The 20,888-nt window shown below is 73.8% G+C and carries 19 protein-coding genes; 8 read left to right on the top strand and 11 right to left on the bottom strand.

Annotation, left to right across the window (positions count from 1 at the left end; translation table 11 throughout):
• Positions 1-52: 52 nt before the first annotated feature.
• The 6 genes from AB0G63_RS27055 to pdhA form a co-directional block, all read right to left on the bottom strand.
• Positions 53-1,159 carry a potassium channel family protein gene (locus AB0G63_RS27055; protein ID WP_360755086.1) on the bottom strand — a complete coding sequence of 369 codons (1,107 nt, stop codon included), beginning with the start codon at positions 1,157-1,159 and terminating at the stop codon, positions 53-55.
• Positions 1,147-2,598, bottom strand: coding sequence for a molybdopterin molybdotransferase MoeA (locus AB0G63_RS27050; protein ID WP_360755084.1), 1,452 nt, complete (start codon positions 2,596-2,598; stop codon positions 1,147-1,149). The genes AB0G63_RS27055 and AB0G63_RS27050 overlap by 13 nt, the downstream gene beginning before the upstream one ends.
• Positions 2,595-3,530 carry an NTP transferase domain-containing protein gene (locus AB0G63_RS27045; protein ID WP_360755119.1) on the bottom strand — a complete coding sequence of 312 codons (936 nt, stop codon included), beginning with the start codon at positions 3,528-3,530 and terminating at the stop codon, positions 2,595-2,597. Before AB0G63_RS27045 ends, AB0G63_RS27050 begins: the two co-directional genes overlap by 4 nt.
• A 183-nt stretch (positions 3,531-3,713) precedes the next feature.
• Positions 3,714-5,222: a dihydrolipoamide acetyltransferase family protein gene (locus tag AB0G63_RS27040; protein WP_360755082.1), complete on the bottom strand. Its 1,509-nt coding sequence runs from the start codon at positions 5,220-5,222 to the stop codon at positions 3,714-3,716.
• The gene (locus AB0G63_RS27035) at positions 5,222-6,226 is read right to left on the bottom strand and encodes an alpha-ketoacid dehydrogenase subunit beta (RefSeq protein WP_360755078.1); all 1,005 of its coding nucleotides are present in this window, start codon (positions 6,224-6,226) and stop codon (positions 5,222-5,224) included. The genes AB0G63_RS27040 and AB0G63_RS27035 overlap by 1 nt, the downstream gene beginning before the upstream one ends.
• Positions 6,223-7,359, bottom strand: coding sequence for a pyruvate dehydrogenase (acetyl-transferring) E1 component subunit alpha (gene pdhA / locus AB0G63_RS27030; protein WP_360755077.1), 1,137 nt, complete (start codon positions 7,357-7,359; stop codon positions 6,223-6,225). Before pdhA ends, AB0G63_RS27035 begins: the two co-directional genes overlap by 4 nt.
• 187 nt (positions 7,360-7,546) lie before the next feature.
• On the opposite strand from pdhA, the gene AB0G63_RS27025 reads away from it, so the two are divergent.
• Positions 7,547-8,065 (top strand): Lrp/AsnC family transcriptional regulator, encoded by a 519-nt coding sequence (locus tag AB0G63_RS27025; protein ID WP_360755116.1) that lies wholly within the window; start codon positions 7,547-7,549, stop codon positions 8,063-8,065.
• A 1-nt stretch (position 8,066) separates the two neighbouring features.
• Here the strand turns inward: AB0G63_RS27025 and AB0G63_RS27020 are convergent, their stop codons facing one another.
• The gene (locus AB0G63_RS27020) at positions 8,067-8,657 is read right to left on the bottom strand and encodes a TetR/AcrR family transcriptional regulator (RefSeq protein ID WP_360755075.1); all 591 of its coding nucleotides are present in this window, start codon (positions 8,655-8,657) and stop codon (positions 8,067-8,069) included.
• Positions 8,654-10,171, bottom strand: coding sequence for a 3-hydroxyacyl-CoA dehydrogenase (locus AB0G63_RS27015; RefSeq protein WP_360755073.1), 1,518 nt, complete (start codon positions 10,169-10,171; stop codon positions 8,654-8,656). The genes AB0G63_RS27020 and AB0G63_RS27015 overlap by 4 nt, the downstream gene beginning before the upstream one ends.
• 160 nt (positions 10,172-10,331) lie before the next feature.
• Here AB0G63_RS27015 and paaN point away from each other — a divergent pair, with 160 nt between their 5' ends.
• The gene (gene paaN, locus AB0G63_RS27010) at positions 10,332-12,023 is read left to right on the top strand and encodes a phenylacetic acid degradation protein PaaN (protein ID WP_360755071.1); all 1,692 of its coding nucleotides are present in this window, start codon (positions 10,332-10,334) and stop codon (positions 12,021-12,023) included.
• Between the two features lie 215 nt (positions 12,024-12,238).
• On the opposite strand, the gene AB0G63_RS27005 is transcribed toward paaN, so the two are convergent.
• The 3 genes from AB0G63_RS27005 to AB0G63_RS26995 form a co-directional block, all read right to left on the bottom strand.
• A complete protein-coding gene (locus AB0G63_RS27005) occupies positions 12,239-13,003 on the bottom strand; it encodes a TrmH family RNA methyltransferase (RefSeq protein WP_360755069.1) in 765 nt (254 codons plus the stop codon).
• Between the two features lie 254 nt (positions 13,004-13,257).
• A complete protein-coding gene (locus AB0G63_RS27000; protein WP_360755067.1) occupies positions 13,258-14,553 on the bottom strand; it encodes an HTTM domain-containing protein in 1,296 nt (431 codons plus the stop codon).
• Positions 14,550-15,596 (bottom strand): DUF5819 family protein, encoded by a 1,047-nt coding sequence (locus AB0G63_RS26995; protein WP_360755066.1) that lies wholly within the window; start codon positions 15,594-15,596, stop codon positions 14,550-14,552. The genes AB0G63_RS27000 and AB0G63_RS26995 overlap by 4 nt, the downstream gene beginning before the upstream one ends.
• 348 nt (positions 15,597-15,944) lie before the next feature.
• Between AB0G63_RS26995 and paaA the strand changes: the two genes are divergently transcribed.
• From paaA to AB0G63_RS26965, 6 genes are all read left to right on the top strand, one after another.
• Complete coding sequence (gene paaA / locus AB0G63_RS26990) at positions 15,945-16,940, top strand: 1,2-phenylacetyl-CoA epoxidase subunit PaaA (RefSeq protein WP_360755063.1); 996 nt, start codon at positions 15,945-15,947, stop codon at positions 16,938-16,940.
• On the top strand, positions 16,937-17,224 hold the full coding sequence (paaB, locus tag AB0G63_RS26985) for a 1,2-phenylacetyl-CoA epoxidase subunit PaaB (RefSeq protein ID WP_324790035.1): 288 nt from the start codon (positions 16,937-16,939) through the stop codon (positions 17,222-17,224). The genes paaA and paaB overlap by 4 nt, the downstream gene beginning before the upstream one ends.
• A 68-nt stretch (positions 17,225-17,292) precedes the next feature.
• On the top strand, positions 17,293-18,030 hold the full coding sequence (paaC, locus tag AB0G63_RS26980) for a 1,2-phenylacetyl-CoA epoxidase subunit PaaC (RefSeq protein ID WP_360755113.1): 738 nt from the start codon (positions 17,293-17,295) through the stop codon (positions 18,028-18,030).
• On the top strand, positions 18,024-18,551 hold the full coding sequence (paaD, locus tag AB0G63_RS26975; protein WP_360755059.1) for a 1,2-phenylacetyl-CoA epoxidase subunit PaaD: 528 nt from the start codon (positions 18,024-18,026) through the stop codon (positions 18,549-18,551). The genes paaC and paaD overlap by 7 nt, the downstream gene beginning before the upstream one ends.
• Positions 18,551-19,606, top strand: coding sequence for a 2Fe-2S iron-sulfur cluster-binding protein (locus AB0G63_RS26970; RefSeq protein WP_360755056.1), 1,056 nt, complete (start codon positions 18,551-18,553; stop codon positions 19,604-19,606). The genes paaD and AB0G63_RS26970 overlap by 1 nt, the downstream gene beginning before the upstream one ends.
• A gap of 104 nt (positions 19,607-19,710) precedes the next feature.
• The gene (locus tag AB0G63_RS26965; protein ID WP_360755053.1) at positions 19,711-20,844 is read left to right on the top strand and encodes an acyl-CoA dehydrogenase family protein; all 1,134 of its coding nucleotides are present in this window, start codon (positions 19,711-19,713) and stop codon (positions 20,842-20,844) included.
• Positions 20,845-20,888: the final 44 nt, after the last annotated feature.

Genomic DNA, 20,888 nt, shown 5'->3' with positions numbered 1-20,888 from the left:
AGGACGCTACTCCCTCACCCCGGTCACGACTCGGCCGTAGGACCGCCGACGGTCACTGCGAGGGCAGCCGGCGGACGTCCGGCGTGACGTGCGTACCCGGCGTGGCCCGCACGATGGTGATCAGCCGGTCCGTCAGCTCCAGTCCCCCGACTGCGGAGTCGTCGTAGCCGAGGACGCGGTGTCCGCGGACGACGCTCACCACCAGGTCGTCCAGCTCACGCGGGCCCCTGCCCACCTCCGCCTTGGTGACCGGGCGTTCGACGATGTCGAGCCCGCTGCCCTGGTGGATCAGGTCCTCCATCACCATGCCGGCCGCGGGGCTGAGCACGGACAGGCCGAGCAGCCGGCCGGCCGCACTGGCGCTGGTGATGACCGCGTCGGCGCCGGACTGCTTCAGCAGCGGCGCGTTCTCCTCCTCGCGCACCGCGGCGACGATCTTCGCTCCGCGGTTGAGCTGCCGCGCCGTCAGCGTCACGAGCACGGCCGTGTCGTCGCGCTGGGTGGCGACGATGACCTGCCGCGCCCGGTGCACCTCGGCGCGCTTGAGCACCTCGCTGCGCGTCCCGTCCCCGGTCACGCCCGCGTAGCCCTCGGCCGTCGCGGCGTCGATCACCTTGTTGCTGGGGTCGACCACGACGACCTGTTCCTTCTTCAGGCCCGTCGCGCAGACGGTCCGGATCGCCGAACGGCCCTTGGTGCCGAAGCCGACGACGACGGTGTGGTCGCGCAAGGTGGACCTCCAGCGGTTCAGACGCCATTCCTCACGGGTTCGCTCGGTGAGGACCTCGAGCGTGGTGCCGACCAGGATGATCAGGAACAGCACACGCAGCGGCGTGACGACGAAGATGTTGATGAGCCGGGCGCCGTCACTGACCGGGGTGATGTCGCCGTATCCGGTGGTGGAGAGGGTGACGGTGGCGTAGTAGAAGGAGTCGAGCAGGCCGACGGATTCGTCGGCGCTGTCGCGGTAGCCGTCGTGGTCGGCGTAGACGATCAGCGCGGTCACGATCAGCACCAGCAGCGCCATCAGCAGCCGCTTGGTGACCTGCCGCAGCGGGCGCTCCACCACTCGCCTCGGCAGATTCACCCGATGGGTCACGAGATGTTCGTCCGCCTGGCGGGCGATCGCGTCATGGCCCGGAAGTTTCACGTGAAACACACCCCGATTCCTGCGGACGCCCACGGCAGGTCCAGCAGTTCCAGCTCCTGACCGGGACGGGCACCGCCGGGAGGGACGACGGCGAGCGCGTCGGCCGCCGCGACGCCGCGCAGCATGGCCGGTCCGTTGTAGTGCAGCGGCACGGCACGATCGCCGCGCAGCGCGACGGGGACCAGCCGGGTGTCGTACGGGTGCCCGTGCGCCGCGTCCCGCAGCGGCAGCGTGTACGGCTCCGGGGCGGGGCGTGCGGCCAGGGCGCGCAGCAGGGGCTCGGCGAGCGTGAGCAGGCCGGAGACGGCCGCCAGGGGGTTGCCGGGCAGGCCCACGAGGTGCCGGCCGTCCGCGACGCGGGCCAGCAACATGGGGTGGCCGGGGCGGACCTTGACGCCGTCCACCAGGAGTTCGGCGCCGATGCGGTGCAGGGTGGGGTGGACGTGGTCGACCGGGCCGGAGGCGGTGCCGCCGGTGGTGACGATCAGGTCGGCGTCGGAAGCCGTGATCGCCCGGTGCAGGGCCTTCGCGTCGTCGCCGAGGCGGCGGACGGCGGTGACCTCGGCGCCGAGTGCCCGCAGCCAGGGCGGGAGCATCGGGCCGAGGGCGTCCCGGATGAGACCGTCGTGCGGCCGTCCCTCGGTGAGCAGTTCGTCGCCGAGGACCAGGACTTCGGCGCGGGGGCGGGGGACCACGGTGAGGGTGTCGTATCCGGCGGCTGCGGCGAGGCCGAGCACGGCCGGGGTCACCAGGGCGCCGGCGGGCAGCAGCCGGTCGCCGCTGCGGCACTCCTGGCCGCGGGGGCGGATGTCCTGGCCGTGCTGGACCTCGCGAGTGGCGTGCAGGCGGCCCTTGTCGTCGCTGCGGCCGTGCTCGCTGCGCAGGACGGCGGTGGTCTCCAGGGGGATGCGGGCGCCGGTGGCGATGCGGACGGCCTCGCCGTCGGTGAGGGGCTCCGGCCGCGCGTGCCCGGCGAGCACGCCCTCGTCCCGCACGTCCCAGGGGCCGGGTCCCGAGACCGCCCAGCCGTCCATCGCCGAGGTGTCGAAGGACGGCAGGTCGGTGAGGGCGTCGAGGGGGGCAGCCAGGGTGAGACCCAGCGCGGCGTCGAGCGGGGCGGAGACGAGGGCGCGGCGGGCCGCCCGGGAGCCGGCGCGGGCGGCGGTCGCGCGGGCCTCCGGCCAGGGGGTGGCCCGGTGCCGGGCGTGGGCCGCGGCCGGGGCGCCGTGACGGCTGCCCTGGGCGGCGGGCGGGGTCACCCGGTGGCCGCCGGGGGTGCCAGGGGTGCCGCCTTCGGGGTCCCTCACGAGCGCGAGCACCTCCTCGACGCCGAGGTCGTCGGCTTCCTCACCGGCCCGCGGGGAACGCGCGGACTCGGCGGACCGGGCGGACCGGGCGGACCGGGCGGACTCGGCGGACCGGGCGGACTCCGCGGACCGGGCGGTCATCCGGCGTCCGGGCGGGTGTCGGGTGTGGCGTCGGGTGTGGCGTCGGGGGCCACGTCCGGTTCGCCGGCGGCGGCGTCCTCCTCGGCCCAGCGCAGGGCGAGGGCGGCGGCCTTCCGGGCGGCCTCCGCAACCGCCTCGGATGCGCCCGCCCGTCGCCCGCCGTCGCCCTCGTCCGAAGCCCCTTCGGGTCCCTGCTCGTAGACGGCTCGCGCCGCCGCGTAACCGACGAGGAAGGTGGTCAGCGGTGCCGCCGGCCTGGCGACGCCGTGGGCGGCGTCACGGGCGAGGTCGAGCAGGACGCCGGTGTCGACGTCCAGGTCGATGCCGAGCTCGGTCTTGACTGCGGAGATCCATTCGTCCAACACGTGCTCATGCTCCCTGATGCGTGCCCGGGCGGTGGCGATGTCTTCCCAGGTGTCGCAGTCGAACGACGCGACGGGGTCGGTGATGCGGGTGAGGTCGAGGGCGGCGGTCAGCCGGCGCAGCGGCAGCCCGCTGAGGCCGCCGTGTGCCCGTCTGAGTGCGGCCAGCTCGCGGTCCAGCGTCTGCCTGCGGTACGCGGCCACGAGGGGCTGGTCACGGCCGTCCGCGTCGGTGAGCAGCACGCCGTCGGCGTGGTCCGCGCGCAGGGCGGCCAGCAGGCGTTCCACCGTCGCCGCCCGCAGGAAGGGCAGGTCGGCGGAGAGGACGACGACGTCCTCGGCCGTGATGTGGTGCAGCCCGGCGCCGAGCGCGGCGAGCGGGCCAGCGCCGGGCGGGTCCTCGCGCGTCCACAGCACGGGCCGGGCGGTGGGGCGGGCGTCGGCGACGACCACGGTCGTGCGTGCCGTGGCGCAGGCGGCGAGTACGCGGTCGAGCAGCGCCCGCCCGCCGACGGGCAGGCCGGGCTTGTCAGCGCCGCCGAGCCGCCGGGCGGCGCCGCCCGCGAGCACGACGGCGTCGTACCCGGGGGCGTAGTACCCGGCGGCGTCCTGCCCGGCGGAGTCCTGCCCGGCGGGTTCCTGCCCGGCAGGTTCCTGCCCGGCAGGGGCGGCGGCGTCCCGCGGCTCGTTAGACGTCACCCCCCGAGTATGCGGGCCCCGGCGATCACGGGGAACGCGCGGGGGGTCCCGCGGTCACAGGGTGCGCAGCAGGACCGCCGGATGTTCGACGCAGTCGGCCACGTACCGCAGGAAACCGCCCGCGGTGCCGCCGTCGCAGACGCGGTGGTCGAAGGTGAGCGAGAGCTGCACGACCTGGCGCACCGCCAGCTCGCCCTCGTGCACCCACGGCTTGGGGACGATGCGGCCGACGCCCAGCATGGCGGCTTCGGGGTGGTTGACGATCGGGGTGGAGCCGTCGACGCCGAACACTCCGTAGTTGTTCAGTGTGAAGGTGCCGCCGGTGAGTTCGGCGGGCGTGAGGGTGCCGGCCCGGGCCGCCTCGGTGAGGCGCGCGAACTCCGCGCTCAGCGACTCGGCGTCCCGCTCGTGCGCGTCCCGCACCACCGGTACGACCAGGCCCCGCTCGGTCTGCGCGGCGAAGCCCAGGTGCACCTGGTCGAGCCGGACGATCTCCCTGGCCTCCATGTCCACGGTGGAGTTGAGCTCGGGGTAGCGGGCGAGGGCGGCGGTGCAGATGCGGGCCAGCAGGGCGATCAGGGAGATCTTCGGTCCGCCGGCGGCGTTCATCGCGCTGCGCGCCCGCATCAGCTCCGTCGCGTCGGCGTCCACCCAGCAGGTGGCGTCCGGGATCTCGCGCCGGCTGCGGGAGAGCTTGTCGGCGACGGCACCGCGGACGCCCTTGAGGGGGATGCGCGTCCCGGTGGGGGCGGCGGCCGGCGCCGGGGTGAGGGCCGGTGCGGAGGTGAGGGCCTCCGGGCTGAGGGCCGGCGCCGGGGCCGAGGGCGTGGGGCTGTGCGCGGCAGCGGCGGCGGCGCGCAGGGCGTACTCGACGTCCGCGCGCAGGATCAGCCCGTCCGGCCCGGACCCGGTCAGCTCCCGCAGGTCCAGGCCGTTCTCCCGGGCGAGACGGCGCACGAGCGGCGAGATCACCGGCACCGGGCCGTCGGCGGGGGAGCCGTCGGCGCCGTCGCGGCCGCCGTTGTCGTTGCCGGTGGCCGGCCGGCCGGCGCCGGGGGGCGGGGCCGTGCCGAGGCCGCCCGTGCCTGCCGGGGCCGCGCCGTGCCCGGCCGAGGGCGCGGTCCGGTCGGCGGTCCCGTCGGGCGCGGGGCCGGGCACGGGCTGCCGTGCGGGCGCCACGGACGCGTGGGAGGCGGCGGGCGCCTGCGGCCGGACCCGGCGCCGGCGGGCGGGCGCCTGCGAGGTGCCGTAACCGACCAGTACGTTGCCCGAGCCCTCGCCGTGCTGCTCGCCCCCGGCCGGGGAGCCGGCGGCCGGCGCGCCCACCGCGACGGTCAGCAGGGGAGCCCCGACGGGAAGCTCCGTGCCCTCCTCACCGAAGCGGGCGGTGACCACGCCGCCGTAGGGGCAGGGCACCTCGACCATCGCCTTGGCGGTCTCGACCTCGACGACCGGCTGGTCGATGGCGACGACGTCGCCGACCTGGACCAGCCAGCGCACGATCTGCGCCTCGGTGAGCCCCTCCCCGAGGTCGGGGAGCTTGAACTCCAGCACCTGTGCCATCAGCCCTCGGCCTCCCACTGCAGACGCCCCACGGCGTCCAGGATCCGGTCCACGCCGGGCAGGTGGTGACGCTCCAGCATCGGCGGCGGGTAGGGGATGTCGAACCCGGCCACGCGCAGCACCGGCGCCTCCAGATGGTGGAAGCAGCGCTCCGTGACACGGGCCGCGATCTCCCCGCCCGGTCCGCCGAACCCGCCCGACTCGTGCACGACGACCGCTCGCCCGGTCCGCCGTACCGAGGCGGAGACCGTCTCGTCGTCGAACGGCACCAGGGAGCGCAGGTCGACGACTTCCAGGTCCCAGCCCTCGGCCCGGCCCGCCTCGGCGGCTTCGAGGCAGACGGGCACCGACGGCCCGTACGTGATGAGCGTGGCGCTCCGGCCGGAGCGCCGCACCACCGCGCGGCCGATCGGTTCGACGGCTGCCGGCTCCTCGGGGTTCCAGGAGTCCTTCGACCAGTACAGGCGCTTGGGTTCGAGGAAGACCACCGGATCGTCGGAGGCGATCGCGGCGCGCAGCATTCCGTAGGCGTCGGCGACGGTGGCGGGCGTGAGGACATGGAGCCCCGGAGTCGCCATGTAGTACGCCTCGGAGGAGTCGCTGTGGTGCTCGACGCCGCCGATGCCGCCGCCGTAGGGGATGCGGATCGTGATCGGCAGCGGCATCGTGCCGCGGGTGCGGTTGCGCATGCGGGCCACGTGCGAGACCAGCTGCTCGAACGACGGGTAGGCGAACGCGTCGAACTGCATCTCCACGACCGGGCGCAGCCCGTACATCGCCATGCCGACGGCCGTGCCGAGGATGCCCGCCTCGGCGAGCGGGGTGTCCGTGCAGCGGTGCTCGCCGAACTCCTTGGCCAGCCCGTCGGTGACCCGGAAGACGCCGCCGAGGGTGCCGACGTCCTCGCCCATCACGTGCACGCTCGGGTCGGCGGCCATGGCGTCGCGCAGCGCGCGCGTGAGGGCCTGCGCCATGGTGGCCGGCTTGAGGGCGACGGTGGTCATCGGTGGGTTCCCTCCTGCTCCGCCTCGAGTTCCGCCTGGAGCTGCGCGCGCTGTTCGCGCAGTTGCGGGGTGGGCTCCGCGTACACGTGGGCGAACAGATCCATGGGGTCGAGCACCGGGTCCTGGTTCATGCGCTCGCGCAGGGCGGCCGCCATGGCCTCCGCGTCCTGCTTGGCGGCCCGGACGCCGTCCTCGTCGAGCAGGCCGCGCCCGGTCAGTTCGTGTTCCAGCAGGGCGATCGGGTCGTGCTCGCGCCAGGTGTCGACCTCGGCGTCGCTGCGGTAGCGGGTGGCGTCGTCGGCGTTGGTGTGGGCGTCGACGCGGTAGGTGATCGCCTCGATGAGCGTGGGGCCGCCGCCCGCACGCGCGCGGCGTACCGCCTCGCCGAGCACCTGGTGCACGGCGAGGACGTCGTTGCCGTCGACCAGCCGGCCGGGCATGCCGTAGCCGACGGCCTTGTGGGCCAGCGACGGGGCCGCGGTCTGCTTGGCGAGCGGCACGGAGATGGCGAAGCCGTTGTTCTGGACCAGGAAGACGACCGGCGCCTGCCAGACGGCGGCGAAGTTCAGCGCCTCGTGGAAGTCGCCCTCGCTGGTGCCGCCGTCGCCGACCATGGCGAGCGCGACCACGTCGTCGCCCTTGAGGCGGGCGGCGTGCGCGAGGCCGACGGCGTGCGGGAGCTGGGTGGCGAGCGGGGTGGACAGGGGGGCCACGCGGTGCTCGCGCGGGTCGTATCCGGTGTGCCAGTCGCCGCGCAGGAGGGTCAGTGCCTCGACCGGGTCCACGCCGCGGACGACGGCGGCGAGCGTGTCCCGGTAACTGGGGAAGAGCCAGTCGCGGTCCTGGAGGGCCAGCGCGGCGGCGACCTCGCATGCCTCCTGGCCGGTGGTGGAGGGGTAGACGGCGAGGCGGCCCTGCTTGGTGAGGGCGGTGGCCTGCGCGTTGTACCTGCGGCCGCGCACCAGCTCGGCGTACAGGCGGCGCAGCAGGGCCGGGTCGGCCTCGGCGGCTGCCTTCGTGCCGAGGACGCGGTACGGCTCCGCGTCGGGCAGCAGCGGCGCGGGGTCCGTGCGGGGCTGCCAGGCGGGCGGCGGGGACGGCCGGTAGGCACCCCGCTGCTCCATGACCGTCATGACGGAACCTCCTCGTGGGCGGTTTGCGGCACGGCACCTGTGTGACGCGCCTCACCTACCGATTGTTCGGTCGTCGGCACAGTTTGGCTACAGGGCCCTCCAGGCTGTGGACAAACGGTTCTCCACAACCTGCAATGAACGCAGGACGTCCATGACGGGAAGGCGGGGGGACATGACACCTGAACAAATGGCCGACGCACCGGAGGCCGACGACGCTCTGCCGCCCGCGCGGCCCGCCGAGGGAGGCGCCCCGCCGCCCGCGAGACCCCTGGACGCCATCGATCTGGACATCCTGCAGATACTCCAGGCAGACGGCCGCGCCTCGATACGGTCGGTCGCCGAACGGGTCCACGTCTCGCGCGCCAACGCCTACGCCCGCATCAACCGCCTCCTCGAGGACGGCGTCATCCGCGGCTTCGGCGCCCGGGTCAACCACGAACGCGCAGGTCAGGGCACGTCGGCCTACATCACCCTGAAGATCGTCCAGAACTCCTGGCGCACGGTGCGCGAACAGCTCAGGCAACTGCCGGGGGCCTCGCACATCGCCCTGGTCGGAGGCGATTTCGACGTGCTGCTGCTGGTGCACACCTCCGACAACAAGGCGCTGCGCGAGCTGGTGCTCACCCGGCTGCAGGCCATGCCGGAGGTGCTCAGCACGCGCACGCTGCTGGTGTTCGAGGAGGAGGACCTCGAGCCGCAGGGCTGACTCAGCCGGCCCGGCGCAGCCCGCCGAAGACCAGTCGCACGACCGCGTCGGCCACGTCCCGCTCGTTCATGCCCCGGCCGTCCGGCCGGTACCACTCGACGATCGAGTTGATCATCCCGAAGACCAGCCGGGTGGCGAGCCGCACCTCGACGTCGCCCCGTACGTCACCGTCGGCGGCCGCCGCCTTCAGCAGCTCGGCGACCCGGCGGTCGAACTCGCGGCGCCGCATCAGGGCCCACCGCTCGGTCTCGGTGTTGCCCCGCACGCGCAGCAGCAGCGTCACGTACGGCAGCTCGGCGATGAGCACCTCGACCATGCGCCGTACGACGTACTCCAGGCGGTCGGCGGCGCGCCCCTCGCACGCGTGCTCCTCGTCGAGGATGGCGAACAGGCCGTCCAGCGCCCGGCGCACGGCCCGGCGCAGCAGTTCCTCCTTGCCGGTGACGTGGTGGTAGATCGACGACTTGGAGATGCCCGCCGCGCGGGACAGGTGCTCCATGGAGGTGCCGTCGTAGCCGCGTTCGTTGAAGACCTGGACGGCGACGGACAGCAGTGTCTCGGGGGTGTACGTGTCGCGCTTGGCGGTGGTCATGAGGTGCCGCCCTCCCGCTTGTCGGTGGCGAAGGCGTGCCGGTACAGCGCGAGCGAGGGCGCATAGCGGCCGCGTGGGTCACGGTCGTGCAGGTCGTCCAGGAGGGAGAAGGCCCACATCCGGCCGAGCTTGCGGCTCCACTCGAAGGGGCCGAGCGGGTAGTTGACCCCCAGGCGCATCGCGGTGTCGATGTCCTCCTCGGTGGCCACGCCCTTGGCGACGGCGTCGTGCGCGAGGTCGACGATCCGGGCGACCGTGCGGGCGACGATCATGCCGGGGACGTCGCCGATGACGCTGACGTCCTTGCCGAGCGCCTGGAACAGGCCGATGGCCTCGGAGAGGGTCCGCGGGGCGGTGTCCTGGGAGGCGGACACGGCGATGCGGGTGGCCCGGCGGTAGTCGAGGGCGAGGTCGAAGTAGACGACGTCACGGAACTCCACGGACGTCTGCCCGTCGGCGAGCGCCAGCTGGCCGCCGCTCGGCAGCACCAGGCGGGTGCCGTGGTCGTCGTCCTCCTCGCGGACCTGGATGCCCGCCTCCCGGATCAGCGCCAGCAGTTCCCCGGCCGGCCCCAGGCCGCCCTCGGCTACGACGTAGGCGGGCGGCCGGTGCTTCTCCGCGGTGTGCGGCTCGGGACGGTCTGCGCCGTCGGCGTAGTCGTACCAGCCGCGGCCGCTCTTGCGGCCGAGCCGGCCGGACTCGACCAGGCGGCGCTGGGCGAGGGAGGGCGCGAAGCGCACGTCCTGGAAGAAGGACTGCCACACGGAGTGCGTGACGGACTCGTTGACGTCCTGGCCGATCAGGTCGGTCAGCTCGAAGGCGCCCATCCGGAAGCCGCCGCACTCGCGCAGGACCGCGTCGATGGTGGCCGGGTCGGCGCCCTGGTCCTCGTACACCGCGAACGCCTCGGCGTAGAAGGGCCGGGCGATGCGGTTGACGATGAAACCCGGGGTGTCGGCGCAGGCCACCGGCGTCTTGCCCCAGGCGCGCGCCGTCTCGTACGCGCGCGTGGCCGAGGTGACGTCGGTGGCGAACCCGGAGACCACCTCGACCAGCGGCAGCAGCGGGGCCGGGTTGAAGAAGTGCAGGCCGACGAAGCGGCCGGGGTTCCGCAGGGCGCCGGCGATGGCCGTCACCGACAGGGAGGAGGTGTTGGTGGCGAGCAGGCAGTCCTCGCCGACGATGCCCTCCAGCTCCCGCAGCAGCTCCTGCTTGACGTCGAGCCGCTCCAGCACGGCCTCCACGACGAGGGCGCAGTCGGCGAGTCCGGCGAGGCTCTCGACGGGACTGAGCCGGGCGCGGGCCGCGTCGCGGTCGGCGCCGGTGAGCCGGTCCTTCTCGACGAGCCGGTCGAGGCGGGCGCCGATCGTCTCGGCCGCTTCCCGGGCCCGCCCCGGTACGGCGTCGTACAACCGCACGGGGTGTCCGGCGACCAGCGCGACCTGGGCGATGCCCTGGCCCATGGTGCCGGTGCCGACGACGGCCACGGGGCTGCTGAGGTCGAGTGCTGTCATGTGCGCGATCCTCCCGCACGGGGTTTTCCACAGATGCGGCAGGCCCCCTTGTCCCGACCGATCGTTCGGTTACTCTAACTCTCACGGCACCGTCCCGCCCATGTTTCTGCCCAGGTCATGAGCTCAACGGAGAGTTCACAAGACGAGGAGTTGGTCCCGCATGGCCGCCGAACTGACCGCGCACGAGCTGATCGCCAAGCACCGGCCCACCCTCGACCGGGCGCTGGACGCGATCCGCACGCGCGCGTACTGGTCCCCGCACCCCGAGCACCCCAAGGCCTACGGCGAGAACGGCAGCCTGGACATGGCGGCGGGCAAGGCCGCCTTCGACGCGCTGCTCGGCACCCGTCTCGACCTCGGCCAGCCCGGCACGGACGACTGGGTCGGCGGCGAGGTCTCGCCGTACGGCATCGAGCTGGGGGTCGAGTACCCGCACGCGGACCTCGACGTGCTGCTGCCCGCGATGCGGGCCGGTCAGCGGGCCTGGCGGGACGCGGGCGCGGAGATGCGCGCGGTGGTCTGCATGGAGATCCTCAAGCGGATCAGCGACCGGACGCACGAGTTCGCGCACGCGGTCATGCACACCTCCGGCCAGGCCTTCATGATGGCCTTCCAGGCGGGCGGCCCGCACGCCCAGGACCGCGGCCTGGAGGCGGTGGCGTACGCCTACGTGGAGCAGGTCCGCACCCCGGACACGGCGGAGTGGACCAAGCCCCAGGGCAAGCGCGACCCGCTCGCGCTGACCAAGCAGTTCGTCCCGGTGCCCCGGGGCACCGCCCTGGTCATCGGCTGCAACACCTTCCCCACGTGGAACGGCTACCCGGGCCTGTTCGCCTCCCTGGCCACCGGCAACGCGGTCGTGGTCAAGCCCCACCCGCGCGCGGTGCTGCCGCTCGCGCTCACCGTGCAGGTCGCCCGCCAGGTCCTCGCCGAGACCGGCTTCGACCCGAATCTGGTGGCGCTGGCCGCGGAACGGCCCGGTGAGGGCATCGCCAAGACGCTCGCCACCCGGCCGGAGATCAAGATTATCGACTACACGGGTTCCACCCAGTTCGGCGACTGGCTGGAGGCCAACGCCCGCCAGGCGCAGGTCTACACCGAGAAGGCCGGCGTCAACACGGTCGTCGTGGACTCCACCGGCGACTACAAGGGGATGCTCTCCAACCTGGCCTTCTCGCTCTCCCTGTACAGCGGCCAGATGTGCACCACCCCGCAGAACCTGCTGATCCCGCGCGACGGCATCCGCACCGACGAGGGCCCGAAGACCTTCGACGAGGTGGTCGCCGACCTGGCCCGCTCGGTCGACGGCCTGCTCGGCGACGACGCGCGCGCGAACGCCCTGCTCGGCGCCATCGTCAACCCCGACGTGAAGGCGCGCCTGGAGGCGGCCGCGGGCCTGGGCGAGGTCGCCCTGGCCTCACGGGAGGTGAGCAACCCGGAGTTCCCGGGCGCGGTCGTGCGGACGCCCGTGATCGTCACCCTGGACGGCGCCAAGCCGGACGCCCAGGCCGTCTGCATGAGCGAGTGCTTCGGCCCGGTCTCCTTCGCCGTCGCGGTCGACTCCACGGCCGACGCGGTGGAGCTGCTGCGGCGCACGATCCGCGAGAAGGGCGCGATGACGGTCGGCGCCTACACGACCGACGCCGAGGCCGAACAGGCGATCCAGGAGGTGTGCCTGGAGGAGGCGGCCCAGCTGTCCCTCAACCTCACCGGCGGGGTGTACGTCAACCAGACGGCCGCCTTCTCCGACTTCCACGGCTCGGGCGGCAACCCGGCGGCGAACGCGGCGCTCACCGACGGGGCGTTCGTCGCCAACCGCTTCCGGGTGGTGGAGGTGCGCCGGGAGGCGTAGGAGAGCCCGGCGGGGCGGGTCACGCCGGGGACGGAGGACAGCCGGGCCGGCGGGTCACGCCGGAAGGTAGAGGACAGCCGGCCGGCGGGTCATGCCGGGAGCCGGAGGGCAGCCCGGCGCGGCGGGTCACGCCGGGAGCCGGAGGACAGGCCGACCCGGCGGGTCACGCCGGGAGGCGTGGGACAGCCGGCCGGCGGGTCATGCCGGCCGGCGGGTCATGCCGGCTGGCCGGCGCCCGCGCTCCAGTGGTACAGCGTCATGGCCACGCTGGTGGCGAGGTTGTAGCTGGAGACCTGCGGGCGCATCGGCAGCGCGAGCAGGTGATCGGCACGGGCGCGCAGCTCCTGCGACAGCCCGCTTCGCTCCGATCCGAAGGCGAGGACGCCGTCGTCCGGGAGCTTCACGCCCCGGACGTCCTCGCCCTCCGGGTCCAGCGCGAACACCGGTCCGCCGGGCAGTTCGCCGACGGTCAGCCGCTCCACGGCGGTGGCGAAGTGCAGCCCGGCCCCGCCGCGCACCACCGTGGGGTGCCAGGGGTCGAGCGTGCCGGTGGTGACGACACCGGTCGCCCCGAAGCCGGCCGCCAGCCGGATCACGGCGCCCGCGTTGCCGAGGTTGCGCGGATTGTCCAGGACGACGACCGGGGCGGTGCGCGGCGTGTGCGTCAGCCTCGCCAGGTTGGCCTCGCGGGACGGACGTACCGCCAGAGCGGCGACCCCGGTCGGATGCGGCCGGGGCACGAGGCCGCGGTACGCCGCCTCGGGCACCTCCGCCACCAGCGCGGCCAGCGTGGACCGCACGTCGGGAGCCAGTTCGTCGGCCAGCGCCAGCACCGCCCGCCGGTCGACGGCGACCGCCACCGGCACCTCGGCCCCGAAGCGCACAGCGTGCTTGAGGGCGTGGAAGCCGTCGAGCAGGACGCAGGCGTCGGCGAGCCGGTGCCAGGTGCGCACGGGGTCGGGGGCGGCCGGATCGGTCATGGCATGAAGCCTACGTGCGGGCGCGGCGGGACCGACGCGGGCCCATGTGGTGGCACGGCGCGGGAACCGACGCGGGCCTACGTGCGGTACGGCGGGGGGACCGACGCGGGCCGACGTGCCGTACGGCGGGGGAACCGACGCGGGCCTACGTGCCGTACGGCGGGGGAACCGACGCGGGCCGACGTGCCGTACGGCGGGGGAACCGACGCGGGCCGACGTGCCGTACGGCGGGGGAACCGACGCGGGCCGACGGGTCAGGGCCGGTGCGCGGTCACGTCGTCGTCCACCCCGTGTGCGCGTGGCCGGGGGATGCCCTTGGCCGCTTCCCCGTCCGCCGGCGCCGTCGGCCCCGCCTGCGGGCGCCCGGAGCCGTCCACGGCCCCCGGCGCGGGCGGCGCCGTACGGACGTCCCGCCGGAGCACGCGTCCACGCGCGCGTGCCGCCCATCCGCCCAGCCTGCGCAGGAACGAGGTCGGCAGGAAGACGGAGTCCGCCGCGATCATCGCCAGCGAGAAGAACGGCAGCCCCAGCACCACGGCGATCACCGCGTGCTCGGTCATCATGCCCACCAGCAGGACGTTCTTGACCCGCCGGTTGAACAGGGTGAAGGGGAAGGCGACCTGCGCGACGACCGTCCCGTACGTCACCAGCATCACCATCGTGCCGCCGGCCGACAGCGCGTCGGCGAGAGCGGGCCAGGGCGAGAAGTAGTCGAGGTGGAGCGGGTAGTAGACCGCGGTGCCGTCCTGCCAGCGCGATCCCTGGATCTTGTACCAGCCCGCCGTGGCGTAGATCAGACAGGCCTCGGCCATGATCACGAGCAGGGCGCCGTTGTGCACGATGTTGCCGACGACGTCCAGCAGGATCCGCGGCTGGTCGCTCCTCGCACGGCGCGCGACGACCCAGTACAGGGCCGACGCCGGCCACATGGTCCACAGGATCACCGGCACCGTCGGATCGACGCCGTGGAACCGGCCGCCGGCGGTCACCGCGACCAGCACGAACCCGAGCACGCCCCACAGGACGGGGCCCGCCGGATCGGCGACCCGCTCGCCGCGCGCGCGTGCCTCGCCTGCGAGCCGTGCCCGGCGGGCGTCCAGCGACCACACCCGGCCGCAGCGCGTGAAGACGAGGTAGACCGACATCAGGTGCAGGACGTTGTCCCCGCCGTCGCCCATGAAGACGCTGCGGTTCTGCAACGACAGCACTCCGACCATGAACAGCACGGACATGGCGCGCGTGCGCCAGCCGAGCAGCAGCAGGACGCTCGACAGCACGGCGACGGCGTAGACGATCTCGAACCAGACGGAGCTGTCGGACCACATCAGCGCCGTGAAGGCGTGGTTGACCGAGATCAGCTGCTGGGCCAGGGCCCAGCTCCACGGCCCGTCGGGACCGTACAGCTCGCGGCGGTGCGGGAGCTCGCGCAGCAGGAACAGCAGCCAGGTCGTGCTGAAGCCGATGCGGATCACGGCGCTCTGGTACGGGCCGAGCGCGGACTCGGTGACGCGGGCGATGCCTGCGGACACCGACAGCGCGAAGCGGTTCACCCGGTGCCTCCCCCGGTGTCGACGGACGAGAGGGACCACCACGGCAGCACGCGGTACACGGGCCGGACGGCCACCTGCTCCCCGCTCCACTTCGGCGGCGGGACGTCCGCGGTACGGGAACGGACCTGGACACGCTGGACGACGCCGCCCTGGCCCGCCGCATCCTCCCGGTCCAGGCGCAGCGCCACGATGCGCCGCAGATACCTCTCGGACAGGGCCCCGCGCAGGCCGGTCGGGCGGTTCTGGCTGTCATGGGTGGCGACGAAGAAGTCCCAGGCCCTGCGCAGTTCGTTCTGCTGGGTGTGGCTGGGCAGCGGGTTGCCGTCGATCGCGCGGCCGTCCCGCGCGGACAGGTCGTACCAGCCGGTGGTCCGCACGCTCCCGTCGCCCGTGCTGACGTCCGCGCGGACCTGCACGGCGATGTTCTGCTGCAGCGGGTTCGGCGCGAAGAGCTTCCAGTTCTGCTCGAACTCCGGGTAGACCCAGTCGTCGATCGCCTTCCCGTGCTGCTTGGTGAGCGTGTTCGAGGGTGCGACGTGCAGGAAGACCATGCCGAGATGCACGCAGACGGCGACGGCGACGACCGCGAGGGCCACGGCCGCGGCTATCTGATAGCGCAGCCCGAGAGCGGCGACGCCGGTGCGGGGAGCGGCGGGGCCGGCCAGGGCGCTCGACGCGGAGTCCTGCGGCTCGGCGGCCCGGTCGGGCTGATCGGGCAGGTCGGGCAGGTCGGGCTGGTCGGGCTCCGACGCAGCACTGGGCCCGTCCTGCTCCGCCCCACCTGACTCCGAGGCATCGCCGGGCGCACCGACCTTAGAGGCAGCAGGCCCACCGGGCTCGGAGGCAACGGCGGGCCCGGGCTCATCGGACTCCGAGGCACCGAGCGACCCATCGAGCCCGCCCGACCCATCGAGCCCGCCCGACCCGCCGGACACGCCAGGCCCGGCGGACCCGTCCAGCCCATCGGGCTCGTCGGGCCCGTCGGGCCCGTCTGGCTCGTCGGGCCCGTGCCGGGCCTGGGAGCCTGCGTCGTACGCGTCCATTGCGCCCCGTCTTCCGATTGCCGTCGCCGTCCGGCCTCCGGCCGCACGGCGTTCCGCCGCCTGCGGCACCGGCTCCGCGGCACTCGCACGGAACGGTACTCAGGCCCGGGCACCCGGCACAGCCTTGTCGGGAGATCTCGACGTGGCCATGGCCACACCCGCCCACCGGCGTCCCGCCCGACGGCCTCGGGGCGGAGCGGCGCGGTTGTCCACAGGATCCACCGGGGGCGCCGCACGTTTTCCACAGTGGTTGACACCTCACGGCGGCCGACCCACCATGGAATCGCACGGACCGAACGATCGGTCGGGAGTCAGTTCCGGCAGAGCCCAGGTCGAGGGGGACCTCAAATGGCGACAGCAGCCGCGCACCAGACGTACGGCACCGAGGAGAAGACCGCCGGCACCGATGCGTACGAGCGCGCCTTCGACGCGGCCGTGGCTGCCGACGAGCGCATCGAGCCGCGCGACTGGATGCCCGACGCCTATCGCACGACGCTCGTCCGCCAGATCGCCCAGCACGCCCACTCCGAGATCATCGGCATGCAGCCGGAGGCCAACTGGATCACCCGCGCGCCCTCGCTGCGCCGCAAGGCCATCCTGATGGCCAAGGTCCAGGACGAGGCGGGACACGGGCTGTACCTCTACAGCGCGGCGGAGACGCTGGGCACCAGCCGCGAGGAGCTGCTCGACAAGCTCCACTCCGGCCGCCAGAAGTACTCCTCGATCTTCAACTACCCCACGCTGACCTGGGCGGACGTGGGCGCGATCGGCTGGCTGGTGGACGGCGCCGCGATCACCAACCAGGTGCCGCTGTGCCGCTGCTCCTACGGCCCGTACGCCCGCGCGATGGTCCGCGTCTGCAAGGAGGAGTCATTCCATCAGCGCCAGGGCTACGAGCTGCTGCTCGCCCTCAGCCGCGGCACCCCGGCGCAGCACGCGATGGCCCAGGACGCGGTGAACCGCTGGTGGTGGCCGTCGTTGATGATGTTCGGTCCGCCCGACGACGAGTCGGCGCACTCGGCGCAGTCGATGGCGTGGAAGATCAAGCGGCACTCGAACGACGAGCTGCGCCAGCGCTTCGTCGACATCTGCGTGCCCCAGGCCGAGTCCCTCGGCCTCACGCTCCCCGACCCGGACCTGAAGTGGAACGAGGAGCGGGGACACCACGACTTCGGCCCGATCGACTGGGCGGAGTTCCGGGAGGTCCTCAAGGGCAACGGCCCGTGCAACGAACAGCGGATGACCCAGCGCAGGCGGGCCCATGAGGAGGGCGCCTGGGTCAGGGAGGCGGCCGCGGCGTACGCGGCCAAGCACACCGGCGGCGACGGAGCGGAGCGAGCATGACGAACACCGACTGGCCCCTGTGGGAGGTCTTCGTGCGCTCGCGCCGCGGCCTCGCGCACACCCACGCCGGCAGCCTGCACGCCCCCGATGCGGAGTTCGCCCTGCGCAACGCCCGCGACCTGTACACCCGCCGCGGCGAGGGCGTCTCGATCTGGGTCGTCCCCTCGTCCGCGATCACGGCGTCCTCCCCCGACGAGAAGGACCCGTTCTTCGAACCGGCCGCCGACAAGCCGTACCGGCACCCGACGTTCTACGACATCCCGGAGGGGGTGAAGCACCTGTGACGGCTCCGCAGACGACCCCGGCCCCCGCGCCCGGGCAGACCCCGGCCCCCGCGCCGGCCCCCGCGCCGGTGCAGGCTCCGGCCTCCACACCGGCCCCGGTCCCCGCGACGGCCGCGCTCGCCCTCGGCGACGACGCGCTGGTGCTCTCCCACCGCCTGGGCGAGTGGGCGGGCCACGCCCCCGTCCTGGAGGAGGAGGTCGCCCTCGCCAACATCGCCCTCGACCTGCTCGGCCAGGCCCGCGTGCTGCTGTCGATGGCCGGCGACGAGGACGAACTGGCCTACCTGCGCGAGGAGCGCGCCTTCACCAACCTCCAGCTCGTCGAGCAGCCGAACGGCGACTTCGCCCACACCATCGCCCGTCAGCTGTACTTCTCCACCTACCAGCACCTGCTGTACGCCGAACTGGCCGGCGGGGACGGTCCCTTCGCCGGCCTGGCCGCGAAGGCCGTCAAGGAGGTCGCCTACCACCGCGACCACGCCGAGCAGTGGACGCTGCGGCTCGGCGACGGCACCGAGGTCAGCCACGAGCGGATGCGGCGGGCGTGCACGGCCCTGTGGAGGTTCACCGGCGAGATGTTCCAGCCGGTGGACGGGCTGGACGTCGACCGGGCGGGCATGGAGTCGGCGTGGCTGGAGTCCGTCGGGGACGTGCTGCGCCGGGCGACCCTGGCGGTGCCCGAGGGACCGAGGTCCGGGGCGTGGACGGCCGGGGCGGGTCGCCAGGGCCTGCACACCGAGCCCTTCGGCCGGATGCTCGCCGAGATGCAGCACCTGCACCGCAGCCACCCGGGGGCGTCATGGTGACGGCCACCCCGCTGGAGGCGGAGCTGCTGGAGATCGCCGGGTCGGTGCCCGACCCCGAGCTGCCCGTGCTCACCCTCGGGGAGCTGGGCGTGGTGCGCGCGGTGCACGTGCGCGACGCGGACTCGGTCGACGTCGAGCTGACCCCCACGTACACCGGCTGCCCGGCCGTCGAGGCGATGTGCCTGGACATAGAACGGGCGCTGCACGCGCACGGCGTGCGCGAGGTGACCGTCCGCAAGGTGCTGCTTCCCGCCTGGTCGACGGACGACATCAGTACCGAAGGGCGACGCAAACTGCGGGAGTTCGGCATCGCCCCGCCCCGCGTGCGGCGGGAGTCCGGCCCGGTGGCCGTCTCCCTCGGCCCGGTCCGGACCCGCGACGCGGGCGAGGAACCAGTCCGCTGTCCGCACTGCGGCAGCGCCGACACCGAGCTGCTGAGCCGGTTCTCCTCCACCGCGTGCAAGGCGCTGCGGCGCTGCCTCGCCTGCCGTGAACCGTTCGACCACTTCAAGGAGTTGTGATGGCCCGCTTCCACGCGCTCCGGGTGGCGGCGGTCGACCGGCTCACCGACGACTCCGTGGCCCTGACCCTCGCCGTGCCCCCCGAGCTGAGGCAGGACTACCGGCACGCCCCCGGCCAGCACCTCGCCCTGCGGCGCACCGTCGACGGCCGGGATATACGGCGCACGTACTCGATCTGCTCCCCCGCACCGGACTCCGAGGGTCCGCGGGAACTGCGGGTCGGGGTGCGCCTGGTGGAGGGCGGCGCGTTCTCGACCTACGCCCTGAAGGAGATCGGCGTAGGCGACGAGGTGGAGGTGATGACACCGGCGGGACGCTTCACCCTCCGGCCCGCTCCCGGCCGGTACGCGGCGATCGTCGGCGGCAGCGGCATCACCCCGGTGCTGTCGATCGTCTCGACGCTGCTCGAGCGCGAGCCGGCGGCCCGGTTCTGCCTGATACGCAGCGACCGTACGACGGCCTCCACGATGTTCCTGGACGAGGTCGCCGACCTGAAGGACCGGTACCCCGAGCGGTTGCAGCTGGTGACGGTGCTGTCCCGGGAGGAGCAGCAGGCCGGGCTGCCGTCCGGGCGGCTCGACCGGGAGCGGCTGACCTCCCTGCTGCCGGCGCTGCTGCCGGTGCCGGAGGTCGCCGGGTGGTTCCTGTGCGGGCCGTTCGGACTGGTGCAGGGCGCCGAACGGGCGCTGCGGGACCTCGGCGTCCCCCGGGCCCGGATCCACGAGGAGATCTTCCACGTGGACCCCGTCGCCCCCGCGAGGCCCGTGCCCGCCCCCGCGCACAGCACGGTGACCGCCCGGCTCGACGGCCGCGGCGGGACCTGGCCCGTCGAGGACGGCGAGTCGCTGCTGGAGACCGTGCTGCGCAACCGGCCCGACGCGCCCTACGCCTGCAAGGGCGGTGTGTGCGGCACCTGCCGGGCCTTCCTGGTCTCGGGCGAGGTCCGCATGGACCGCAACTTCGCGCTGGAGACGGAGGAGACCGAGGCGGGATACGTGCTGGCCTGCCAGTCGCATCCGGTGACGGAGAAGGTGGAACTGGACTTCGACCGGTGAGACCGACCGGGGGCGTCACCGTTCCCTTCTCCTAGAACCTGTTCTATCTTGACGGCCCGTCAGATCAGCTTCGGCTGAGCGGATCCGGCCGGAAGGACAGGACCGTGGACTTCACCTTCACCGAGGAGCAGCAGGCGGCGGCCGAGGCGGCACGCGGAGTGTTCGCCGGCGTCGCGTCCGACGCGGTGCCCAGCCCCTCACTCGTCACGGGCGCCGTCGCCGACGACTTCGACCGCCCGCTGTGGGCCAGGCTCGCCGAGGCCGACCTGCTGAGCCTGCTGCTCGACGAGGAGTACGGCGGCGCCGGCCTGGACGCCATCGCGCTGTGCCTGGTGCTGCGGGAGGCGGCGAAGGTGCTGGCGCGTGTCCCGTTGCTGGAGAGCAGCGCGGCCGCGGCCGCCGTCCAGGCCTACGGGGGCCAGGAGTTGAGGTCCGGCCTGCTCGCCCGGGCGGCCCGCGGCGAGGTCGTGCTGACCGTCGCCGCGAACGGCCGCACCGGCCACGACCCGGCCGAACTCGCCGTCACCGCACGGCGGGACGGCGACGCCTGGATCCTGGACGGGACACAGACCGCGGTGCCGTGGGCCCACACCGCCGACCACATCGTCGTGCCCGCACGTACGCCCGACGACCGGACCCTCCTCGCCGTGCTGCCCCGCGCCCACGCGGGCATCACGATCGGCGAGCAGGTCTCCACCACCGGCGAGCGGCTCGGCGAACTGCGGCTGGACTCCGCGCGGATCGCGGCCCATGACGTCGTCGACGCCGACGGCGCGTGGGAATGGCTGCGCGAGCTGCTGGCGACCGGTACCTGCGCGCTGGCCCTCGGTCTGGGCGAGCGGGTCCTCGCGATGACCGCCGAATACACCGGCGGGCGGGAGCAGTTCGGGCACCCGATCGCGACCTTCCAGGCCGTGGCGGTGCAGGCCGCCGACCGTTTCATCGACCTGCGCGCGATGGAGGCCACGCTGTGGCAGGCGGCCTGGCGGATCGCCTCGGGGGCGCCCGGCGCGCTGCCCACCTCCGGCGACGTCGCCGTCGCCAAGATCTGGGCGTCGGACGGCGTACGGCGGATCGTGCAGACCGCGCAGCACCTGCACGGCGGGTTCGGGGCCGACGTCGACTACCCGCTGCACCGATACCACGCCTGGGCCAAGCACCTGGAACTGTCGCTCGGCCCGGCGCCCGCGCACGAGGAGGCCCTGGGAGACCTGCTGGCAGCCCACCCGCTCGGCTGACCGTCGCCGCCGTCCTGTCGGGCGAAGCCCGGCTCCGTCCTCCT

This window comes from Streptomyces sp. NPDC020996 (genome assembly GCF_040641355.1).
GTDB lineage: Bacteria > Actinomycetota > Actinomycetes > Streptomycetales > Streptomycetaceae > Streptomyces.
The sequence above is the reverse complement of the archived record's forward strand: the minus strand, read 5'-3'. Positions and strand labels throughout refer to the sequence as shown.

What these genes read in the sequence shown, in the direction of transcription:
- AB0G63_RS27050 (WP_360755084.1), bottom strand. Translation starts at nt 2,598, where the DNA reads ATGACCGCCCGGTCCGCGGAGTCCGCCCGGTCCGCCGAGTCCGCCCGG.
- AB0G63_RS27040 (WP_360755082.1), bottom strand. Translation starts at nt 5,222, where the DNA reads ATGGCACAGGTGCTGGAGTTCAAGCTCCCCGACCTCGGGGAGGGGCTC.
- AB0G63_RS27035 (WP_360755078.1), bottom strand. Translation starts at nt 6,226, where the DNA reads ATGACCACCGTCGCCCTCAAGCCGGCCACCATGGCGCAGGCCCTCACG.
- pdhA (WP_360755077.1), bottom strand. Translation starts at nt 7,359, where the DNA reads ATGACGGTCATGGAGCAGCGGGGTGCCTACCGGCCGTCCCCGCCGCCC.
- AB0G63_RS27025 (WP_360755116.1), top strand. Translation starts at nt 7,547, where the DNA reads ATGGCCGACGCACCGGAGGCCGACGACGCTCTGCCGCCCGCGCGGCCC.
- AB0G63_RS27020 (WP_360755075.1), bottom strand. Translation starts at nt 8,657, where the DNA reads ATGACCACCGCCAAGCGCGACACGTACACCCCCGAGACACTGCTGTCC.
- AB0G63_RS27015 (WP_360755073.1), bottom strand. Translation starts at nt 10,171, where the DNA reads ATGACAGCACTCGACCTCAGCAGCCCCGTGGCCGTCGTCGGCACCGGC.
- paaN (WP_360755071.1), top strand. Translation starts at nt 10,332, where the DNA reads ATGGCCGCCGAACTGACCGCGCACGAGCTGATCGCCAAGCACCGGCCC.
- AB0G63_RS27005 (WP_360755069.1), bottom strand. Translation starts at nt 13,003, where the DNA reads ATGACCGATCCGGCCGCCCCCGACCCCGTGCGCACCTGGCACCGGCTC.
- AB0G63_RS26995 (WP_360755066.1), bottom strand. Translation starts at nt 15,596, where the DNA reads ATGGACGCGTACGACGCAGGCTCCCAGGCCCGGCACGGGCCCGACGAG.
- paaA (WP_360755063.1), top strand. Translation starts at nt 15,945, where the DNA reads ATGGCGACAGCAGCCGCGCACCAGACGTACGGCACCGAGGAGAAGACC.
- paaB (WP_324790035.1), top strand. Translation starts at nt 16,937, where the DNA reads ATGACGAACACCGACTGGCCCCTGTGGGAGGTCTTCGTGCGCTCGCGC.
- paaD (WP_360755059.1), top strand. Translation starts at nt 18,024, where the DNA reads ATGGTGACGGCCACCCCGCTGGAGGCGGAGCTGCTGGAGATCGCCGGG.
- AB0G63_RS26970 (WP_360755056.1), top strand. Translation starts at nt 18,551, where the DNA reads ATGGCCCGCTTCCACGCGCTCCGGGTGGCGGCGGTCGACCGGCTCACC.